Below are 17,883 nucleotides of genomic sequence, written 5' to 3'. Positions count from 1 at the left end.
GAGTAACGTTATTCACTATCGTCATGTCGAATGATAACAGAGCGTCGGAAATCGCGGCACGCCTCCGCCAGCGGATCGCGACGATGCATATCGGGGAGAAACTGCCGGGTGTCCGCGAACTCTCCGGAGAGTTCGCGGCGAGTGCAGCCACCGTCTCGGCAGCTCTCTCGGAACTGAGCGCATTCGGGCTGGTCCGGGCTGAGCCCGGACGGGGAACGTTCGTGGCGGGCCGCGAACGACTACCGGAACCGGACTTCTCCTGGCAGTCTCAGGCGCTCGGCCGCGCCAGAGTGGACGCCGACCGGGCCGCTCGCCTGGGCGGCTACGGTACTCCCGACCACATCCCGCTCTCCTGGGGATACCTCGCCCCCGAACTACAGCCGAACGAGGAACTGCATCGCATCGGCTCGCGTGCGGCGAAGAGCGGTCGTGCCTGGATGATGACGCCGCCAGCGGGATCGCCGGAACTGCGGCGGATCCTCGCCTCCGAATACCGCGCCGACCCGAACGACGTGCTTGTGGTCTCCGGCGGGCAGCAGGGCCTCGTCTTCACGATGCGCACACTCGCCGAGCCGGGGTCGGCGGTCATCACCGAGAGTCCGAGCTATCCGGGCGCGATTCTCGCTGCGCAGAGCGCGGGCCTGAACCTCTCGTCGGTGCCCGCCGACGCCGACGGGATCCTGGTCGACCGTCTCGCCGACGAACTCGAACGCACGCGAGCGCGAGTGGTCTACCTCCAGCCGAACTACGCGAACCCCACCGGCGCGGTCCTCGGTGCAGAGCGCCGGAAGCAGGTGCTCGAACTCGCCGCCCGACACGGCGCGTTCATCATCGAGGACGACTGGGCCAGACACCTCGGAATCGACGGACAGGCCCCACCCTCCCTCTTCACCGAAGACCCCCACGGACACGTCGTATCGATCCTCACCCTTTCGAAGCCTGCCTCCCCAGGTCTCAGGCTCGGCGCGGTCATCGCGCGCGGCCCGGCAGGTGAACGGCTCCGGGCCTCCCGCACCGCCGACGACCTCTGCGTCGCGCCGCTGGTGCAGGAAATCGCCTGCGGTCTCCTGACCTCGAATGCGTGGCCCCGGCACCTGAAACGCCTGCGCGCAGAGCTCGCGACGCGACGCGACGCACTTGCCTCCGCGATCCACGCCACGACGCCCGGCATCCGCATCCCGTGCGTCCCGCGCGGTGGCCTTCACCTGTGGGCCAGGCTGCCCCAGGGCGCAGATGCCCGCGAGATCTGCACCGCCGCGTACGCGGCCGGGGTACTCATCGGAGACGGGAGTCACTTCTTCGTGGACGAACCACCCGCACCGTTCCTGCGCTTCTCCTACGGGGCCGCAACCGAAGCCCAGATCGCCGAAGGCATCAGGCGGCTCTCCGAAATCCTCCAGCGGTGAGGTTCGGTGGTGCGAAGCACCGTCCCGCGCCGGGAATTGCGCCCGGTTGGTTGTTGATGTGTTGTGCAGCTCGGATCGCTCAACGTGGTGGCCGGCGGATGATCGACGGTGCCGGACTCTCCGCCGCCCGCAGGTGAGATGTTCCACGGGAATCTACTGGGGGTGCCTCGGTCCTGTCTCGACGAGGGCGTTGACGAGGCCGGCGGCGGTCGCGGCATCGTCGACCACGACCAGGGCGCGTGCGCCGTCGCGCCGGTGCAGCACCAGCGCGGGGCCGCCGCGTAGGACGAACCCTCGGGCACCGCGCAGCGGGCCCAGTACCGCCATGCGGTATCCGTAGCCCCCGAAGTGCTTCAGCGGTGCCACGTCGGTGACGGAGGCGGAGGCGATGGCACCGAGCGGGGTGTGCAGGTGCGGCCACCCGAACAGGCCCGCGACGGTGACCCCGCGGACGTCGACGGTGACGCGGATCGAGCAGGTCAGCGCGACCAGCACGGCGAGCAGCACGGCCAGGCCCAGCAGGATCCACAGGCGTGTGAGCACGCCGAGGGCGGCGACGATACCGATCGCCGCGACGAGCACGATCGTTGTGACGTTGCCGGTGGCCACCGATCGGGTCCACGCGACGAGTTCGTCTGCGCCGAGGGGAATTCGCGGTGCATCGGCGGCCGGGGGAGCGGCAGGTCCGCGCGACCACCGGGGCACCGCCGCGGCGGCAACGGCCCCGAGGGCGACGCCGATGCCGAGTGCTGCCAGGAGAGACGCCCCCGGCGGCGAGGCTGCGGCGGCGTCCGCGAGTCCCCGCTGAGAGCCGGTGACCAGCACGATCAGGGCGGTCACGAAAGCGACCGTCCCCGTGACGGTCGCGGCGACCGCGCGGGTGAGGGCAGGGTCGGTGTCGGCGGCCCGGGCGAGACCGAAACCGAGGGCGGCGAACAGGACACCGAACCCGAGCAACAGTGCGATCGTCGCCGGGAGGCCGGCGAATCCGTCCGCGGTGCCGTCGAGGTTCCAATGTGTTGCGATCGGATCCGGTAGCTGCGCATGCCAGCTCCGGAGCACGAGTGCGCCCGCGGCGGCGACGGCCAGGGGTGCGGCCGTGGAGCTGAGGAGGATGCGGCCGGTGGGGCGCCGGTCGGTGCCGGGATCGTCTGTCATCGGTACTCCGTTCTGATCAGGTCGACGAGATCGTCGGCGCTCAGGCCGACGCGTTTGGCGTGCGCGACGGCCTGAGCGACGGCGGAATGCAAAGCGGCATGCCCGGTTTCGGCGCGGTCGGTGACGACCGCGCCGCGTCCGCGGCGCAGCTCCACCAGGCCTTCGTCGCGCAGTTGCTGGTACCCCCGCAACACGGTGTGGACGTTGAGGCCGAGCGATGCGGCGAGGTCGCGCGCGCCGGGGAGGCGCTCGCCCGCCCGGACCTCGCCCCGGGCCACCGCGCCGCGCACGGCCGCGGCCAGTTGCACGAACAACGGGTCCGGCGAGTTCGGGTCCAGTCTGATGAGCACGGGACAAGCATATTGTTCTATTTGAAATAGAACAAGTCGGCTAACGGCGGCATCGGACCGGTGCGGTCACCGGCGACCCGGCGGCGACGGGGAAGACGGGTCCTGTCCCGGGATCCCGGCCGAGTCGCCGGCCTGCCAGCCCCGGTGGAGCACGTCGACGGCCTCGTGCAACAGGCCGTCGCGGTCGCCGGGGACCGACGCGGGGATCTGGTGCAGGGTGGTCAGCCGGGCGATGCCGTAGACGGTGCCCCACGTGGCAGCGCACCGCCGCAGCACCTCGGCCTCCTCCACACCCTCGGGCTGGCAGGCCGCCACGGTGCCGCGCAACAGACGCCAGTAGTCGGCGGCCGCCTGTTGCAGGCGCGGGTGATCGGCCTTGTCGACCGTGGGCCCGTAGGCCAGGTCGTGCACGTGCGGGCGCTCCCGGACGAACCGCAGGTAGGCGTCGGTGAGCGCGTGCAGCCGGCACCGTGGATCGGATCCGGCTGCCTCGACGGCGGCGGCCGCCTCTGCCGCGGCGCCCTGCAGCCCGGTGCCCGCCACGGCCGCGAGGAACCGGCGCTTGTTCCCGAAGTGCACGTAGGGCGCCTGGTGGCTCACGTCCAGCTGCTGCGCCACCCGGCGGAGGCTGAGGCGTTCGGCCGGCTGCTCCCTCAGCAGTTCGAGCGCGGCTCGGAGCAGCCGTTCGTCGAGCGTGTCGGTCATCCGTCCACCAGCCCTTCCCGGCGTGCGCGGCTCCGCCCATTGACAGTGTCAACCTACCGCGGGACCATAGCAATTGACAGTGTCAACCCGAGTCGCACCGGAGGTGGTGGCGGTCATGACACGGATGCAGAAGATCTCGACCGAGGTGGGTCCACTCGCCGTCCGCGTGCACGGGGAGGGCCGGCCCGCGGTGCTCTGGCACAGCCTGTTCGTCGACGAAAGATCCTGGAGCAGAGTCGAAGACGCGCTGGGAGTCGACCGGCGCCTCGTCGTGGTCACCGGTCCCGGGCACGGGGCGAGCGGTGACCCCGGCCGGCGCTACACCACCGGGGAATGCGCCGCGGCGGCCGTCACCGTGCTCGACGCCCTCGGTATCGACGAACCCGTCGACTGGGTCGGCAATGCCTGGGGCGGCCACGTCGGCATCGTCTTCGCGACCGACGCGGCGTCGAGGTGCCGGACGCTGGTGACGCTGGGGACGCCCGTCCAGGCGCTGAACCGGCCGGAGCGCGCACGCACGCTGTTCCTCCTCGCCGCCTACCGGACGCTCGGCGCCGCCGGGTTCATCCGGTCCGGCGTGACGAACGTATTGCTCTCCGCCGCAACGAGGGAGCGCGACCCGGAGGCGGTCGCACTCGTCGAGGACTGTTTCGTCCGCGCGGACCGGGCCGCGCTGCGCAACGCCGTCGTCTCCATCTCGCTGCACCGGCCCGACCTCACCGAGCGGCTCCCACGGGTGTCGGTCCCGACCCTGTTCGTCACCGGCAGCGATCACAAGGGCTGGACGCCCGAGCAGGCACGCGCGGCGAGCCTGCTGCTACCCGACGGGTCCTGCGCCGTCGTCGACGGCGCCGCGTACCTCGTACCGCTCGAGGCGCCGGCCGAGACGACGGACCTGGTGCGGCGATTCTGGGCCGCCGCGGTACCGCGCCGCACGTGAGACGTCTTGCAGAACTTCAGAGTTCGCGTCGCATGGCCGCGCGGGGCCACCGGTCGAGACCCCCGGCGGCCTCGTCGCGCCGGATCTGCCGAAGCCCCGGGCCGAGTTCGTCGTCGCGCAGGTACCGGAAGCCGAGCCGCCGGTAGTACGGCCCGTTCCACGGGACGTCGGCGAAGGTGGTCAGCGTCAGGGCGGGCAGTTCGCGGACACGCGCCCAGCCGGCGAGATGGTCGATCAGGGCCCGGCCGAGCCCGCGGCGCGCATGGTCCGGATGCACCGACACCTGCTCGATGTGGGCGGTGCCGTCGACGACATCGGCGAGCAGGTATGCCACCGGGCGGTCGTGGCCGTCGAGGCACACCCAGGCGCGCCCGCCGGTCACATACTCGTGCAGCTCCTCGAGCGTGGGCGGCGCGTCGGCGGCGACGGCGTCCATTCCGAGGTCCGCGAACGCGCGGCCGGCCGCGCGCTCGATGTCCTGAAGAACTGGCAGCTCCGCCGCGAGTGCGGGACGGACGCGGGGCGCGTCGTCGCCGGGCAGCGCGAGGTCCTTGAAGAAGTACAGCGACGATGCGGAGTACGCGTACTTGCCGAACCGTTCGGGCAGCGGCTCGTATCCGGCGGCGGCATACATGGCGAGAGCCTCGGGCTGCTCGGTGCCGGTCTCGAGCACCATCCGCCGCCGGCCCGCCTCGACGGCGGTGCGTTCGAGTTCGGCCAGGATCCGTCGGGCCACGCCCCGGCGGCGGGCGCCTTCCCGCACGTACATGCGCTTGATCTCGGCGTCGCCGTCGCGCAGTCCCGGATGCGCCGAGTCGCGGGCCCGCCAGCCACCGATCCCCGCCGGCGCACCGCCGCCGCGGGCGAGCAGGAAGACGCCGTGCGGCGGGGTGAACTCCTCCGGATGCAGCGACGTGTGGTCCGGTCCGCCGTAGCGACGGACGTACTCGAGCTGCACCTCGTCGATCAGGGACCGCACCTCGGCGTCGTCGATGGGACGCGGTTCGATCTGCACGGCCGGAGGGTACCGCGCGTTCGCGGCGCCATACTGGGAAGGTGGCTTCTGCCGCCGGAACGGACTGTGGTGATTTCGCGGCCGCCCCCTGGCTCTATCCCGGGACGGCCGCGCCGGGCAGTGGCCTGCTCCGGGAGGACGGCTATCACCGGGCACGTCCCCGGCCGGGAGCCGGCCTCGGTGCGGCACGGTTGGACGGGCGCGAGGACTCGACGCTCGACGAGGCGCTGCGCCGGGCCGGCGTCGCCGGCGTCGGCGACCGGCACCTCGTCGTCGCGGTGGGCTCGAACGCGTGCCCGGCGGTCGTGCGACGCAAGTTCACGGCCGGAAACGTCGACACCACCGTGCCGTTCCTGCGCGCGACGGTCGAGGGCATCGCCGTCGGGCACAGCGCCCACGTCAGCGTGCCCGGCTACGTTGCGGCGACCGCGTTCCGGCGGCCGGGGACCGGCACCCCGGTGTTCGCGTCGCTGCTCGACCGAGACCAGCTCGCGTGCCTCGATGCGACGGAGCCGAACTACACGCGACGCACCGTGACCGCGGACGAGTGCCGGCTGGAGATCGACGGCGGACAGCGGCCGGCGTCCTTCGGCGTGTACGTCTCGAAGTGGGGCGCCCTCGCGCCGCCGGGGGCGCCGCCGCTGCCGCTGCAGTCCCAGGAGGCGCTGTTCGCCGCGCTCCTGCGCCACTGTGCCGGGTTCGCCGCACTCGTCGGCCGATGCCCGCACGAGTACCGGTCCGCGATGAAAGCCCTTGCGGGTGAAGCGGACCTGCGCGCCGCCCTGCGACAGTCGTTCGCCGCGTCGGGCTGGGCCGCCCGCAGCGGCTTCGACGGCTAGCGGGAGGTTTCCGCGACGAGGGGGTGGTTGTGGAGCCGTCCACTCGGCCGATGCCGCAGCACCAACCTTGTGGACGCGGGTTCGTCCCGGTCACGAGGGGCCGGTCTCGTCCAGCCGCCGGCGCAGGTGCTCCCGTTCGGGTTCGGTTCCGGCCTGCTCGAGCGCCTGCCGGTAGGCGACGGCGGCCTCGTCGTCGCGGCCGAGCCGGTGCAGCAGTTCGCCGCGCGCGGTGGAATACGGGTGGTAGCCGCGCAGCCGGGGCTCGTCGGCGAGTGCGTCGAGCAGCGCCAGGCCGGCCTCGGGACCGTCGCGCATCGCCACCGCCACGGCGCGGTTCACCGCGACGACCGGCGACGGTGCCAGGGCGGACAGGACGTCGTAGAGCGCGACGATCTGCGGCCAGTCGGTGGATGCGGCGTCGGGGGCCTCGTCGTGCAGCGCCGCGATCGCGGCCTGCACTCCGTACGGACCCGGCGGGCCGCCGGTCAGCGCCACGGGCACGAGGGCGGTGCCCTCGGCGATCAGGGCGTGGTCCCACCGTGCGCGATCCTGATCCGCGAGCAGAACGATCTCGCCGTCCGGGCCGGTCCGGGCGGCGCGTCGCGCATGGATCAGCAGCATCAAAGCGAGCAGCCCGGTCACCGCCCGCTCGCCGGGCAGCAGTCGGCGCAGGATCCGGACCAGCCGGATCGACTCCTCGGCGAGGTCGAGACGCTGCAGGTCCGGCCCCGAGCTGGCTACGTATCCCTCGGTGAAGACCGAGTAGAGCACCTGTAGCACGCCCGGCAGTCGCTCCGGCAACTCGTCCGGATCCGGCACCCGGAACGGGATGCGGGCCTGCCGGATCTTCTTCTTCGCCCGTACGATCCGCTGGGCCATCGTCGCGGTCGGGACGAGAAAGGCGCGCGCCACCTCGGGTGTCTCGAGCCCGGCCAGGCATCGCAGGGTCAGTGCCACCCGGTCCTCGGCCGGCAGCGCCGGGTGGGCACAGGTGAAGAACAACTGCAGGCGTTCGTCGGGCATCTCACTGCCGGCGTCCGGGGTGCGGGAGGGGGCGGCCCGTTCCGAATCCACCTGCAGAACGGCGAGCCGGGCGGCGTACACCTGATCCCGCCGGAGCCGGTCCACGGCCTTGCGCCGCGCCGTCGTCAGCAGCCAGGCCCCCGGCTTGGCCGGTACGCCCCGGACGGGCCAGTGCACCAGCGCCGCCTCGATCGCCTCGGCGGCGACGTCCTCGGCCAGGTCGAGGTCGCCGAAGCGGTGGACGAGCGCGGCGAGCAGCCGACCGCGCTCCTCCCGGAACACCGCTTCCACGGCGGCGTCGACCCGGGTGCCGGCGCCCGGCCCGTCCGTCGCGGTCACTGCCCGAAGTCGGCGATCGGCCGCACCACCACGGATCCGCCGCCGCGCGCCCCGGGACAGCGGGCCGCCCAGTCCAGCGCGACGTCGAGGTCGGGCACGTCGACGACGTAGAAGCCCCCGAAGACCTCGCGGGTCTCGGCGAACGGCCCGTCGGTGGTGACGGCACGCGCACCGTCGGGGCCGACCCGCACGGTCGTCGCGGTGGTCAGGTCCGCGAGCGACTCCGAGGCAACGACGATTCCGGTCTCCTGGATCTGCTTGTCGTAGACCATCCACTCCTCGACGCTGCACTGGTCGCTCGCGTCGGCCGATGCGGCGTTGATCAGCAGCATGTACTTCATGGTGAGCACCTCTCGTTGGGTGAGTGTCCTGTGCGGCAGGGTTGCCGTACGACATGACGACGAACGGGACGGGGCCGGATCGACAGGGGTACCGGTTCATTGTCGACGGCGACCCCGACATCCGGTGGCACGTCCGGGCGCGGTCGCCGGATCGTCAGCCGGCATACCCCACGGTCGCGCCGGTGCGCTCCCGGGCGCGGGCCAGTCGCTGCGCCTCGGCCTCGAGTTCGTCCCGCGTCCGCACGGACAGCGGCTCGAACGGCTCGACCGACACCGCGAGCGTGTCCCGTGACGTGGCCCTCGCCCGCCAGATCCCTCGTATCTCCCCGTCGACGAGGACGACACCGGGGCTGCCGATCGGGCGCCAGATCGCCTTCCGGCGCGCTCGGTCCGGCACCAGGAACTCCCTGTCCCGGGCCTGCAGCCACGGATCGCCGGGCGGCAGCAGGCGGGTCGCTCGCACGTCGGCGGCCCCGTCGAGGTCAGCGACCGCCGAGGCCGGCACCAGGCCCTTCCCGGCCGGGCCGTTCACCGGAACCAGATCGTCGGGCAGGACCGCGCGAATCGTTGCGATGTCGGTGCCCAGGAAGGCCGCCAGCCCGGCCGGTGTGACCGGCGCCAGCACGTCGGCGTATCGGTGCAGGGCGGCAGCGGTGCTCTCGGCGCGCTCGGGCACCGCATCGGGTCCGATCCCTGCGGGCAGGACGTCGAGGTGGGTGCTGCGGCCCTGTGGGCAGACCCGCACGCGCGCCGCGAGGCCGACCTGCTGGAACAGCGCACCGGAGATGTGGCGGGTTCTGCACGAGGGGCAGTGATAGGTGAGGTCGGCGGGAACCGCCGCGCTGACCGCCGCACTCAGCTCTCCCTTGGTCATCGGGCCGGTGAGCGCGGCGCCCATGGCCTCGGCCGCCTCGGTGAATGCGCGCAGGCCGCGCTGGGCGCCCTCGCGGATCTGCCCGGTCCCGATACGTGTCGTGGCGTCGGTGTCGTTCACCGGCCAGAGGGCCGCGGCGAGAAACGCGAGATCCCCGGGCCGATGCAGGTGCGGCGCCCCGCGCCACGACCATACGAGGACGAGTGAATCATGTTCTGCCGCAGCGTCGTCCGATCGTGCGGCGAGCGCGTCGCGGGCCGATCCGTACGGGGTGTCCTGGACCCCGAGCGCAAGCACCCGATCTCGCCCGGCGGAGGTCCGGTCGAGTCCCTGGGCCGCGGCCCGGTAGCCGAGGATCCGACGTCGGCCGAGTGTCGTGACAACCACTTCCGGCCCTCCGATCCTGTCGTCGCCGTGGTGTCCCCGGACGCGCCGGTGCGGGCGATCCCGGCAACGACGATCCCGACAACGACATTGTCGGCGACATCGGCCCGCCCGTGCTGCCGCGCGGACTACCGGCGTGTCCAGGGTCCGCCCAGAACATGCGGGCTCCGTTCCTCTGCGACAGCCCCGCTGCCTGCTCTATCGTTGTGACGGGTGACAGGGTGGGCGGTCGCCGACTCCGGGATGTGTTGCAGGGCTATGTGCCAGGCCGTTCCTGGCAGGGGACCGGGACCGGAGGGTTGCGATGGTGCTGCTGTATTCGCGCACGAGCAGTTCGATACGGCGGTGGATCGACGAATCGGGCGGCCTCCGCCGATCCACGTGTGCGGCGACATCGGTACCGCCACCTCTCCGGTCTTGAACTCGGTCTTGCCCCAGCAGTTTCCGGGTGGCAACGGGGTGGCCGGCTTACCTCGGATCGGCTTCCCGGGACAGGGGGATCGATCGCGGTTGCGGGGTGAGGCGACGGCGCTGAGAAGGGGCGGGGGCTCGCGGTTCACAGGGGGACAGGGCGAGGAGCGGTCGAATGCAGGGGAAAGCTGTCGGTGACGAGGACGCGCTGGTGCTGCGGCCGTTGTCGATCGCCGTGCTCGACGGCCTGTGGGTGGGCAGCGGGATCACCGTCGGCATATGGGTGTTCGGATCACTGCTGTGGACGGTGGTCGTAGTGCTGGTCTGCGCCGGGACACACGCCGTCGGTTGCCGTACCCGCGGCGGTGGCGGTGCCGACCGGGTAGAGGCGGCCGGTCCGTAGGAATTCGTCGCGGCCTCCGAATCGAATCTCGGCACTCGTCCAACAAGGGAGAGAAATCATGGTCCGAGCAGTGATCTTCGCCGCCGGGACGGCCGTGGGCTTCGTCCTCGGTACCCGTGCCGGGCGGCAGACCTACGAGAAGATGAGGGATCAGTCCCTCGGCCTCTGGCACAACCCCGCGGTGCACGAGAAGGTGAGCGGTGCGACGCAGACCGCGAAAGACAAGGTGCCACAGGTGCAGCACAGGGTCGAGGCGCTGGCGAAGAAGGCGGCCCACCGCGGTTCGGGTACGGGCACCGGCACTGCCACCGGTGTACCGCTGACCGAGGCTGCGGCATCCGCTCCGGCGGCCATGGAACCGACTGTTCCTCCGACGACGGACGACCAGCCGAGCCTCGGTCCGAACAACTGAGCCCGCCGATGAGGCCCTCGGCGACGCGGCCCCCCCGCGCGCCGGAATCACGGACGCGGGTGTGTTCGGGGCGCGGACGTCGCTGCACACTCCCGCCCCGGAAGGAGGCCCGCGATACTGAGGATCGCCGGCGGAACGCCGGCTTTGCCCGGTCACGGTGCCGGCGGGTGTCCCGGATCGGGGTCGGCAACTCGGCGCGGTTGCGGCATGCGAGGTTGTGATGATGGTGAGGCCGCCGCCGGCGCGACGGATCGCCGTCCTCTTCGCGGTCGTCACGACGGCGTCAGGGCTCACCGCGCTCATGGCCTTCGCGTCGGACGTGGAGAACAACGCCGTGATCGCATGGGCGTCGCTGGGTCCGTACCTGCTGCTCGGGACGGTGGCGGGCGCGATCGCCGCCGCGCTCGCCCGGCGACCGGTACTGCTGGCGTCGGCACGCGTCGTCGTCGCGGCCGGCGCATGGACCCTGGGACCGCTGTACCTGCCCGGCGTCCCGGGCGACGGGCCGGACGCCGCATCCGGTCCCACCATCCGCGTGATGCAGGCCAATCTCATGGTCGGGCAGGCCGACTCCGATGCGCTGGTCCGGACGGTGCGCGAGCGACAGATCGACGTCCTCACCGTGCAGGAGCTGACCGACGGCGCGGTGGCCGCGCTGCAGGTCGCGGGGCTCGACGACCTGCTACCGCATCGCTTCCTGGCCCCGACGCCGACCGGCGGTGCGGGCGCCGGGATCTACAGCAGGTTTCCCGTCTCGGCCGGCCGGAAGCTCGACGGGTTCGGGCCGACGAACCTGACCGCGACTCTGGACACCGGTCCCGGACGCCCGCTGATCCTGTACGCGGTGCATCCCGCGCCGCCGTACCTGACACCCGCTCCGGCGTGGGCGGCCGAGCTGGAACGACTGGACGCGGAGCTCGAGTCGGTGTCCGGCACGGCCCCGGTCGTGGTCAGCGGGGACTTCAACGGGACGTACTCGCACACCCGCTTCCGCGACCTGCTCGACGACGGGTACGTGCACGCCGCGGACCGGGTCGGCGGCGGGCTCGTGCCGACGTATCCGGCGGACCGCCGCTACCCGGCCCTCGTCGGGATCGATCACATCCTCACGCGGGGCGCCACGGCGACCGCCCTCGAACGGATCGAGCTGCCCGGCTCCGATCATCACGGCCTCGTCGCCGGGATCCGGCTCCCTCCGCCGTCCGGCGACGAGAGTCCTGTCGAAGGTGGATAGCGGCCTCACCGCACGACCCGCAGCCGGATGTCGGTCGCGACGGGCCCGCGGGTCGCGACGAGACGTTCCAGCGCGAGCGGGGTTCCGCCCGGGCGGTCGAACAGCCGGACGCCGTCGCCGAGCAGGACCGGCGCGATGCAGACGAAGATCTCGTCGAGCAGGCCGGCCTCGAGGCACTGCCGGGCGACGTCGGCGCCGAGCACGTTGACGTATTTCCCGCCCGCGGCCGTGGTGGCCGCGGCCACGGCCGCGTGGAGGTCACCGACGAACGTCACGCCCGGGACCGGCTCGGCCGGAGGGTGGTGGGTGAGCACGAACTGCGGTCCGCTCCAGCCGCCACCGAACGCCTCGCCCTCGGCGGGTGTGCCCTTGTGCGGGTCGTCGCCGCGGAAGGTGCGGTTGCCGACGAGGAGCGCGCCGATCTCGCCGACGAGGTCGTCGATCGCCGGATCCGGTCCGAGGTACGGCACCAGCCACGACATGTCGCCGCCGGGACCGGCGATGAATCCGTCGACCGACATCGTCGCCGAGTACAGCAGCTTGCTCATCGGCCTGCCTTCCGCTCGCGGTGTCTCGATTCTGTCCGCACCGACCGCCGAACGGACGGAAACTCCTCGCAAGGACGTGTAACTGGTTAATGTGGTTACGTGAGTCCGATCGACATGCGCTCCGCCGAGGGCACCGAGTTCGTCGTCGACACCGGAGCGCCGTGCCTGGATCTGCTCTACACCGGCGGCGAGGGGGAGCGGGCCCGGTGGGAGACGCTGCACGCCCCGGGCGACCTCGCGCGCTGGGTCGCGACGCACCTGCTCGGGCGGACCGTCGCCGCGGCAGCGGTCGACGTCACCGCCGAGGATCTGATCCGCGCCAAGGAACTACGCGAGGTGTTGTGGCGCACCGCGAACCGGTCTGCGGACGGAGACGGGCCGGCGGCCGCCGACGGTGCCGCCCTCGACGCGGCCGCCGCCCGGCCGGACATCGCCCCGCAGCTGCGCCCGCCCGGCGTGGTCACTCCCGTCACCGGCAGTCAGGTGCTGTCGACGCTGGCCCGCGACGCGATCGGCCTGCTGACCGGTCCGTACGCCGAGCGCATCAAGCGGTGCGCCGCCGACGACTGCGCCATCGTCTTCGCCGACACCTCCCGCGCGGGAACGCGGCGCTGGTGCTCGATGGCGCGGTGCGGCAACCGTGACAAGGTTCGTGCCCATCGGAAGAAGGAGAAGTGATGCCGGTCGGACAGACGAAGGACGCCGGATGGCAGATCGGGGTGTCGAAGACCCTGCCGCATCCGATCGACGCGGTGTGGCGGCTGCTCGTCGGCACACCCGAGCTGTGGCTCGGCCGCGGCGCGACGGTCCCGCGCGCCCCGGGTGCCGAGTGGCGCAGCGACGACGGTGTCACGGGGGAGCTGCGCAGCCGCCACGAGGGGGACCGGGTGCGCCTGACCTGGCGGCCCGCGGGCTGGAACCACGACAGTACCGTGCAGGTGGCCGTCTCGGCCGCGCCCCGCGGCACCGTGCTCCGCTTCCATCAGGAGCGCCTCGCCGGCCCGGGCGAACGCGCTGCTCAGCGCGCCCACTGGCAGGGGGCGCTGGCCCGGGTCGAGCGCGCTCTCGCCACCGCCGACGGCGACCCGGAGGGTGCACCCCTACCATCGGACCGGTGACCCGCGAACTCGCCACCGCCTACTGGCCCGACCTCGAACCGGGCCGGGCCACGGTCGCGGTTCCCGTCGGCGCGCTCGAGCAGCACGGGCCGCACCTGCCGCTCGACACCGACACCCGCATCGCCCGCGCGTTGACGGCCGCCCTACCGGGCGTGCTCGTCGCGCCGGCCCTCGAGTACGGGTCCAGCGGCGAGCACGAGGGCTTCCCCGGCACCGTCTCGCTCGGCGCGGAGGCGATGGAGACCGTCCTCGTCGAATACGGTCGTTCGGTGTGCCGGTGGGCCGCGCGCCTGCTGTTCGTCAACTGGCACGGCGGCAACGTGCACCCGCTGACCAGGGCGGTGTCCCTGCTGCGCTACGAGGGCCGCGACGTGGCGTGGCTGCCGTTCGCCGTGCCCGGCGGCGACGCCCACGCCGGGGTCACCGAGACCAGCCTGCTGCTGCACCTCGACCCGCGCGTGGTGGACACCGCCCGCGCCGAGATGGGCAACACCGGCACCCTCGCCGACTTGATGCCACGGATGCGCGAGGGCGGTATCGTCGCCGTGTCCGCGAACGGCGTGCTGGGGGATCCGACGCCCGCGAGCGCGGCGCAGGGGGCACGATGGTTCGCCGAACTCGTCGATCGAGCAACGGCACAGGTAACCCGGTGGGAGCCGGATGGGAAAGGAAGACTCCGTTGACGAGCACGGCCCGACTGCCCGACGGATTCGGCGTCCGTATCGACCCGCGGGTGCGCGCCTACTCCGACGGCCGCGTGCTCATCGGCGGCTCGCCCACCCGCATGCTCAAGCTCGCCCCGGCGGCCGCGGCGATGATCGGCGACGGCTACGTGAAGGTCGTCGACTCGCAGACCGCCGTCGTGGCGCGGCGGCTGCTCGACTCCGGCGTCGGAAACCCCCGTCCCACGGCCCTGCCTGCCACGTCCGACGTCACCGTCGTGATTCCCGTCAAGAACAACACGGCCGGGCTCGAGCGGTTGCTGGCGGCCGTCGAGGGACTGACGGTGATCGTCGTCGACGACGGCTCCGACGTCCCGGTGCACGCCCCGGCCAGGGCGTCGGTCCGGGTGCTGCGGCACGAGCGATCCCGTGGTCCGGCCGCGGCACGCAACACCGGACTGCGCGCCGCCACAACGCCGTTCGTCGCATTCCTCGACTCGGACGTGGTGCCGCGGAAGGGATGGCTCGAGGTGATGCTCGGGCACTTCTCCGACCCTGCGGTGGCCCTGGTGGCCCCGCGCGTCGTCGCGCTCGAGCCCGACAAGGGCGCCCTGGGGCGCTACGAACACGCGCGCTCGTCGCTGGATCTCGGCCGCCGCGAGGCCGCCGTCAAGTCCGGCAGCCCGGTCTCGTACGTACCGAGCGCCGCGATCATCGTCCGCCGCGACGTGCTCACCGCGACCGGCGGCTTCGACGAGGCCATGCACGTCGCCGAGGACGTGGACCTGTGCTGGCGGCTGCAGGAGGCCGGCTGGCGGCTGCGCTACGAACCGGTGGCGCACGTGGCCCACGACCACCGCGTCGGATTCCGGAAGTGGTTCACCCGCAAGGCCTTCTACGGCACGGGTGCGGCGCCCCTCGCGAGCCGGCACCCCGGCTCGGTGCCCACCATGTCGATGTCGGGGTCGATGCTGTTCGCGTGTGTGGCCGCCGCGAGCCGCACCCGCCTCGGCGTCGTCGGTTCGGTCGCGTCGCTGTCGGTGACGATGCTCCGGCTGCGGCGGATGTTCACCGAACTCGACCAGCCGACCCGCATCGCGGCGGTGCTCACCGCGCAGGGGTTCGTCGGCGGGATGTGGCAGGTCGCCTCCGCGCTGTGCCGGCACTACTGGCCGGTCACGCTCGTCGCCGCCGTGGTCTCGCCGAAGGTGCGTCGCGCGGTCCTCGGCTTCGCCGTCGCCGAGGGGCTGTGGGACTGGTACGGCCACCGCGAGGAGGGCGGCCTCGACCCCCTGCGTTACGTGTTCTACAAGCGCCTCGACGACATCGCCTACGGCGCCGGACTGTGGTGGGGCGCGGTCGAGGCCCGGGATCCGGCGGCGCTCGCGCCCCGCATCCGGGGCTGAGCCGGGGCGCCCGCATCCATGGCCGATCCGGTGCACGCCGACGTGGTCGTGGTCGGCGGCGGCAGTTGCGGCTGCGTGCTGGCCGCCCGGCTCAGCGAGGACCCCGACCGGACGGTCCTGCTGCTCGAGGCCGGCCCCGGCTACCGCACGACCGCCGACACCCCGCCCGCGGTGCTCGACGCGACCGTCCTGCCCGTCGGTCCGGACAGCCCGTGGACCTGCGCCTACCCGGCCCGGCTGACCGGACGTCGTCGCTCCGTCGTCGCCCGCGGCCGGTTGCTGGGCGGCTCCGGCGCAGTGAACGGCGCGTATTTCGTGCGGGCCCGCCCGGACGACTTCGAGGCCTGGCCGCCGTCCTGGTCGTTCGATCGGGTGGTGCCGCACTTCCGCGCCACCGAGACCGATGCCGACGCGGCGGACGCCGCGGAGACCGGAGTGAGCCGGCGATGGCACGGCGCGGCCGGCCCCGTGCCCGTCGCCCGCACGCCCCGGGAGCGGCTGCACCCGGCCAGCGCCGCGTTCCACGACGCGGCGCTCGCCGCCGGCCATCGCCGTGTGGACGACCTCAACGCGCCCGGCCCGGACGGGGTGGGCCCCGTCCCGCTCAACATCCGCGACGGGATGCGCGTCGGTCCCGCCCACGCGTACCTGTTGCCGGCGCTGGCCCGGCCGAACCTGACCGTGCGCACGGGAACGCGCGTGCGACGGGTCGTGCTCTCGGGCGCGCGCGCAGTCGGCGTCGAGACCGAGGACGGCGAGACCGTCGGTGCCGGCCACGTCGTGCTCGCCGCCGGTGCGATCGGCTCCCCGCAGCTGCTCATGCTCTCCGGCATCGGCGACGGCGCCGAGCTCACCCGTCACGGCATCACCCCCCGGATCGAGATCCCCGGTGTGGGTACGGGTTACACCGACCATCCGGAGGTCGCCGTCCCCTACCGGTACCGCGTGGCGCTGCCCGGGCCGGCCCCCGTGCTGCAGGTCGTCCTGCACGCCGGCAACCTCGAGCTGCGCCCCTACACCGCACCGTTCGCCGCGTCCGTCCCCGGTAGCGGCGTCGCCGACCCGGTCCTGGGGGTGGTGCTCACGAGGCCCCGCAGCCGCGGCGCGATCCGGCTCGACCCGGCCGACTCGTTCCGGCCGCCGCTGCTGGACTACCGCTACCTCGACGACCCGGCCGACCGTGCCGACCTGCGCGAGGGGGTGGCGCGCGCCGCGCACCTGCTCGCGGCGATGCCGGACGTCGTCGACCGCACCGGCCTCGACCCGGACGCGTTCGACCCCGGCGACGCGTGGCTCGAGCGGCACCTCGGGACGTCGCTGCACCTGTCCGGAAGCTGCCGGATGGGCGGCGACGCCTCGGCCGTCGTCGACGAGCGGTGCCGGGTGCACGCCGCCGAGGGGCTGAGCGTCGTGGACACGTCCGTGTTCCCGCAGGTGCCCAGCCGTGGGCCGCACGCGACGGCCGTGATGCTGGCCGAACGGGTGGGCACCCGGACGTGCTTGTGACTCGGGTTACAGTTGTTCGGAGGAGGAACCGGCAGATGAGCAGCAGCGCATGACCGACGAACGATCCGGCTCGGCCAACCCCTGGGTGGCGCTGCGGCCCGGCGACGACCCGTCGCAGCTGGCGCAACGCGCGTCCTCGGCGCACAGTTCGTTCCTCGACGCGGCCGACACGTCGGTCGTACCTGCCTCCGTGCGCTCGGTGGTCCGCGAATCCTGGCTGCGCAGCCGCAGGAACGGCATCAGTCCCGACGCCGTCGAACAGCCGAGCCTGCTCACGGGACTGGACCTCGAGCGGTACCGGGCCGGGCACCCGATGGCGCTGATCCGCCCCGTCGTGCGCAAGCTGCTGGTGGAGGACGCCGCCGACAGCGGGCTGCTCGTCGCGATCAGCGACGAACAGGGCCGGCTGCTGTGGGTCGAGGGTGATCACGCCGCCCGTGACCGGGCGCTGTCGATGAGCTTCGTCGAGGGCGCCGACTGGAGTGAGGAGCGGGTGGGCACCAACGCGCCCGGCACCGCTCTCGCTGTCGACCACTCGGTCCAGATCGTCGCCGCCGAGCACTTCAACCGCACCGTGCACGAATGGAGCTGCTCGGCCGCGCCGGTGCACGACCCGAGCACCGGCCGGATCCTCGGCGCCATCGACATCACCGGTGGGCTCCGCGTCGCCGCGCCGGAGGTGTTGCAGCTCGTGCGGGCCACGGTCGCCGCCGCGGAGTCGGAACTGCGACTGCACCTGCTCAGCTCGCCGCGGCTGTTGTCGGCTGCCCGGACGAGCCTCGACACGTTCGGGTCGGGCCGGCCCACTC

At 72.7% G+C, this 17,883-nt stretch carries 19 protein-coding genes and 1 pseudogene; 12 read left to right on the top strand and 8 right to left on the bottom strand.

All coding sequences use genetic code 11. From position 1 onward, the window contains the following. The first annotated feature begins 23 nt into the window (after window positions 1-23). Window positions 24-1,406: an aminotransferase-like domain-containing protein gene (locus tag AIIKEEIJ_RS20140; protein WP_161996436.1), complete on the top strand. Its 1,383-nt coding sequence runs from the start codon at window positions 24-26 to the stop codon at window positions 1,404-1,406. Between the two features lie 153 nt (window positions 1,407-1,559). Here AIIKEEIJ_RS20140 and AIIKEEIJ_RS20135 read toward each other — a convergent pair whose 3' ends face one another. The 3 genes from AIIKEEIJ_RS20135 to AIIKEEIJ_RS20125 form a co-directional block, all read right to left on the bottom strand. Beyond that, window positions 1,560-2,564, bottom strand: coding sequence for a DUF1648 domain-containing protein (locus AIIKEEIJ_RS20135; protein ID WP_161996435.1), 1,005 nt, complete (start codon window positions 2,562-2,564; stop codon window positions 1,560-1,562). After that, the gene (locus AIIKEEIJ_RS20130) at window positions 2,561-2,914 is read right to left on the bottom strand and encodes a GntR family transcriptional regulator (protein ID WP_006930948.1); all 354 of its coding nucleotides are present in this window, start codon (window positions 2,912-2,914) and stop codon (window positions 2,561-2,563) included. Before AIIKEEIJ_RS20130 ends, AIIKEEIJ_RS20135 begins: the two co-directional genes overlap by 4 nt. A 66-nt stretch (window positions 2,915-2,980) precedes the next feature. Then, window positions 2,981-3,619, bottom strand: coding sequence for a TetR-like C-terminal domain-containing protein (locus tag AIIKEEIJ_RS20125; protein WP_006930946.1), 639 nt, complete (start codon window positions 3,617-3,619; stop codon window positions 2,981-2,983). Between the two features lie 115 nt (window positions 3,620-3,734). Here AIIKEEIJ_RS20125 and AIIKEEIJ_RS20120 point away from each other — a divergent pair, with 115 nt between their 5' ends. After that, complete coding sequence (locus AIIKEEIJ_RS20120; protein WP_161996434.1) at window positions 3,735-4,559, top strand: alpha/beta fold hydrolase; 825 nt, start codon at window positions 3,735-3,737, stop codon at window positions 4,557-4,559. 16 nt (window positions 4,560-4,575) lie between these two features. Here the strand turns inward: AIIKEEIJ_RS20120 and AIIKEEIJ_RS20115 are convergent, their stop codons facing one another. Then, window positions 4,576-5,574, bottom strand: coding sequence for a GNAT family N-acetyltransferase (locus AIIKEEIJ_RS20115; protein ID WP_161996433.1), 999 nt, complete (start codon window positions 5,572-5,574; stop codon window positions 4,576-4,578). A 41-nt stretch (window positions 5,575-5,615) separates the two neighbouring features. Between AIIKEEIJ_RS20115 and AIIKEEIJ_RS20110 the strand changes: the two genes are divergently transcribed. Next, entirely contained in the window at window positions 5,616-6,413 is a 798-nt protein-coding gene (locus AIIKEEIJ_RS20110; RefSeq protein WP_161996432.1) for a hypothetical protein, read from the top strand. Window positions 6,414-6,503: 90 nt separating this feature from the next. Here the strand turns inward: AIIKEEIJ_RS20110 and AIIKEEIJ_RS20105 are convergent, their stop codons facing one another. The 3 genes from AIIKEEIJ_RS20105 to AIIKEEIJ_RS20095 form a co-directional block, all read right to left on the bottom strand. Next, window positions 6,504-7,775: a DUF6596 domain-containing protein gene (locus AIIKEEIJ_RS20105; protein WP_161996431.1), complete on the bottom strand. Its 1,272-nt coding sequence runs from the start codon at window positions 7,773-7,775 to the stop codon at window positions 6,504-6,506. Beyond that, window positions 7,772-8,116 (bottom strand): YciI family protein, encoded by a 345-nt coding sequence (locus tag AIIKEEIJ_RS20100; protein ID WP_161996430.1) that lies wholly within the window; start codon window positions 8,114-8,116, stop codon window positions 7,772-7,774. Before AIIKEEIJ_RS20100 ends, AIIKEEIJ_RS20105 begins: the two co-directional genes overlap by 4 nt. A gap of 154 nt (window positions 8,117-8,270) precedes the next feature. Then, window positions 8,271-9,377 (bottom strand): DNA glycosylase AlkZ-like family protein, encoded by a 1,107-nt coding sequence (locus AIIKEEIJ_RS20095; RefSeq protein WP_161996429.1) that lies wholly within the window; start codon window positions 9,375-9,377, stop codon window positions 8,271-8,273. 583 nt (window positions 9,378-9,960) lie between these two features. Between AIIKEEIJ_RS20095 and AIIKEEIJ_RS20090 the strand changes: the two genes are divergently transcribed. From AIIKEEIJ_RS20090 to AIIKEEIJ_RS20080, 3 genes are all read left to right on the top strand, one after another. Beyond that, the gene (locus tag AIIKEEIJ_RS20090) at window positions 9,961-10,188 is read left to right on the top strand and encodes a hypothetical protein (protein WP_161996428.1); all 228 of its coding nucleotides are present in this window, start codon (window positions 9,961-9,963) and stop codon (window positions 10,186-10,188) included. Between the two features lie 58 nt (window positions 10,189-10,246). After that, entirely contained in the window at window positions 10,247-10,600 is a 354-nt protein-coding gene (locus AIIKEEIJ_RS20085; RefSeq protein WP_006930917.1) for a YtxH domain-containing protein, read from the top strand. 223 nt (window positions 10,601-10,823) lie between these two features. After that, on the top strand, window positions 10,824-11,834 hold the full coding sequence (locus AIIKEEIJ_RS20080) for an endonuclease/exonuclease/phosphatase family protein (protein WP_161996447.1): 1,011 nt from the start codon (window positions 10,824-10,826) through the stop codon (window positions 11,832-11,834). 5 nt (window positions 11,835-11,839) lie between these two features. On the opposite strand, the gene AIIKEEIJ_RS20075 is transcribed toward AIIKEEIJ_RS20080, so the two are convergent. After that, window positions 11,840-12,382 (bottom strand): dihydrofolate reductase family protein, encoded by a 543-nt coding sequence (locus AIIKEEIJ_RS20075; protein ID WP_161996427.1) that lies wholly within the window; start codon window positions 12,380-12,382, stop codon window positions 11,840-11,842. Window positions 12,383-12,481: 99 nt separating this feature from the next. Here AIIKEEIJ_RS20075 and AIIKEEIJ_RS33155 point away from each other — a divergent pair, with 99 nt between their 5' ends. The 6 genes and pseudogenes from AIIKEEIJ_RS33155 to AIIKEEIJ_RS20045 all read left to right on the top strand — a co-directional run. Beyond that, a complete protein-coding gene (locus AIIKEEIJ_RS33155) occupies window positions 12,482-13,060 on the top strand; it encodes a CGNR zinc finger domain-containing protein (RefSeq protein WP_338020991.1) in 579 nt (192 codons plus the stop codon). Then, window positions 13,060-13,500, top strand: coding sequence for an SRPBCC family protein (locus AIIKEEIJ_RS20065; RefSeq protein WP_029544963.1), 441 nt, complete (start codon window positions 13,060-13,062; stop codon window positions 13,498-13,500). Before AIIKEEIJ_RS33155 ends, AIIKEEIJ_RS20065 begins: the two co-directional genes overlap by 1 nt. Continuing rightward, a complete protein-coding gene (gene mftE / locus AIIKEEIJ_RS20060) occupies window positions 13,497-14,183 on the top strand; it encodes a mycofactocin biosynthesis peptidyl-dipeptidase MftE (protein ID WP_006930905.1) in 687 nt (228 codons plus the stop codon). The genes AIIKEEIJ_RS20065 and mftE overlap by 4 nt, the downstream gene beginning before the upstream one ends. Beyond that, complete coding sequence (gene mftF, locus AIIKEEIJ_RS20055) at window positions 14,180-15,568, top strand: mycofactocin biosynthesis glycosyltransferase MftF (protein ID WP_161996426.1); 1,389 nt, start codon at window positions 14,180-14,182, stop codon at window positions 15,566-15,568. Before mftE ends, mftF begins: the two co-directional genes overlap by 4 nt. A gap of 18 nt (window positions 15,569-15,586) precedes the next feature. Continuing rightward, window positions 15,587-17,074: a mycofactocin dehydrogenase MftG gene (gene mftG / locus AIIKEEIJ_RS20050; protein ID WP_161996425.1), complete on the top strand. Its 1,488-nt coding sequence runs from the start codon at window positions 15,587-15,589 to the stop codon at window positions 17,072-17,074. 49 nt (window positions 17,075-17,123) lie between these two features. After that, a pseudogene (locus AIIKEEIJ_RS20045) lies at window positions 17,124-17,883 on the top strand (transcriptional regulator); the annotation flags it as partial.

Source organism: Rhodococcus sp. YH1 (genome assembly GCF_009939605.1).
Taxonomy (GTDB): domain Bacteria; phylum Actinomycetota; class Actinomycetes; order Mycobacteriales; family Mycobacteriaceae; genus Rhodococcus; species Rhodococcus aetherivorans.
The sequence above is the reverse complement of the archived record's forward strand: the minus strand, read 5'-3'. Positions and strand labels throughout refer to the sequence as shown.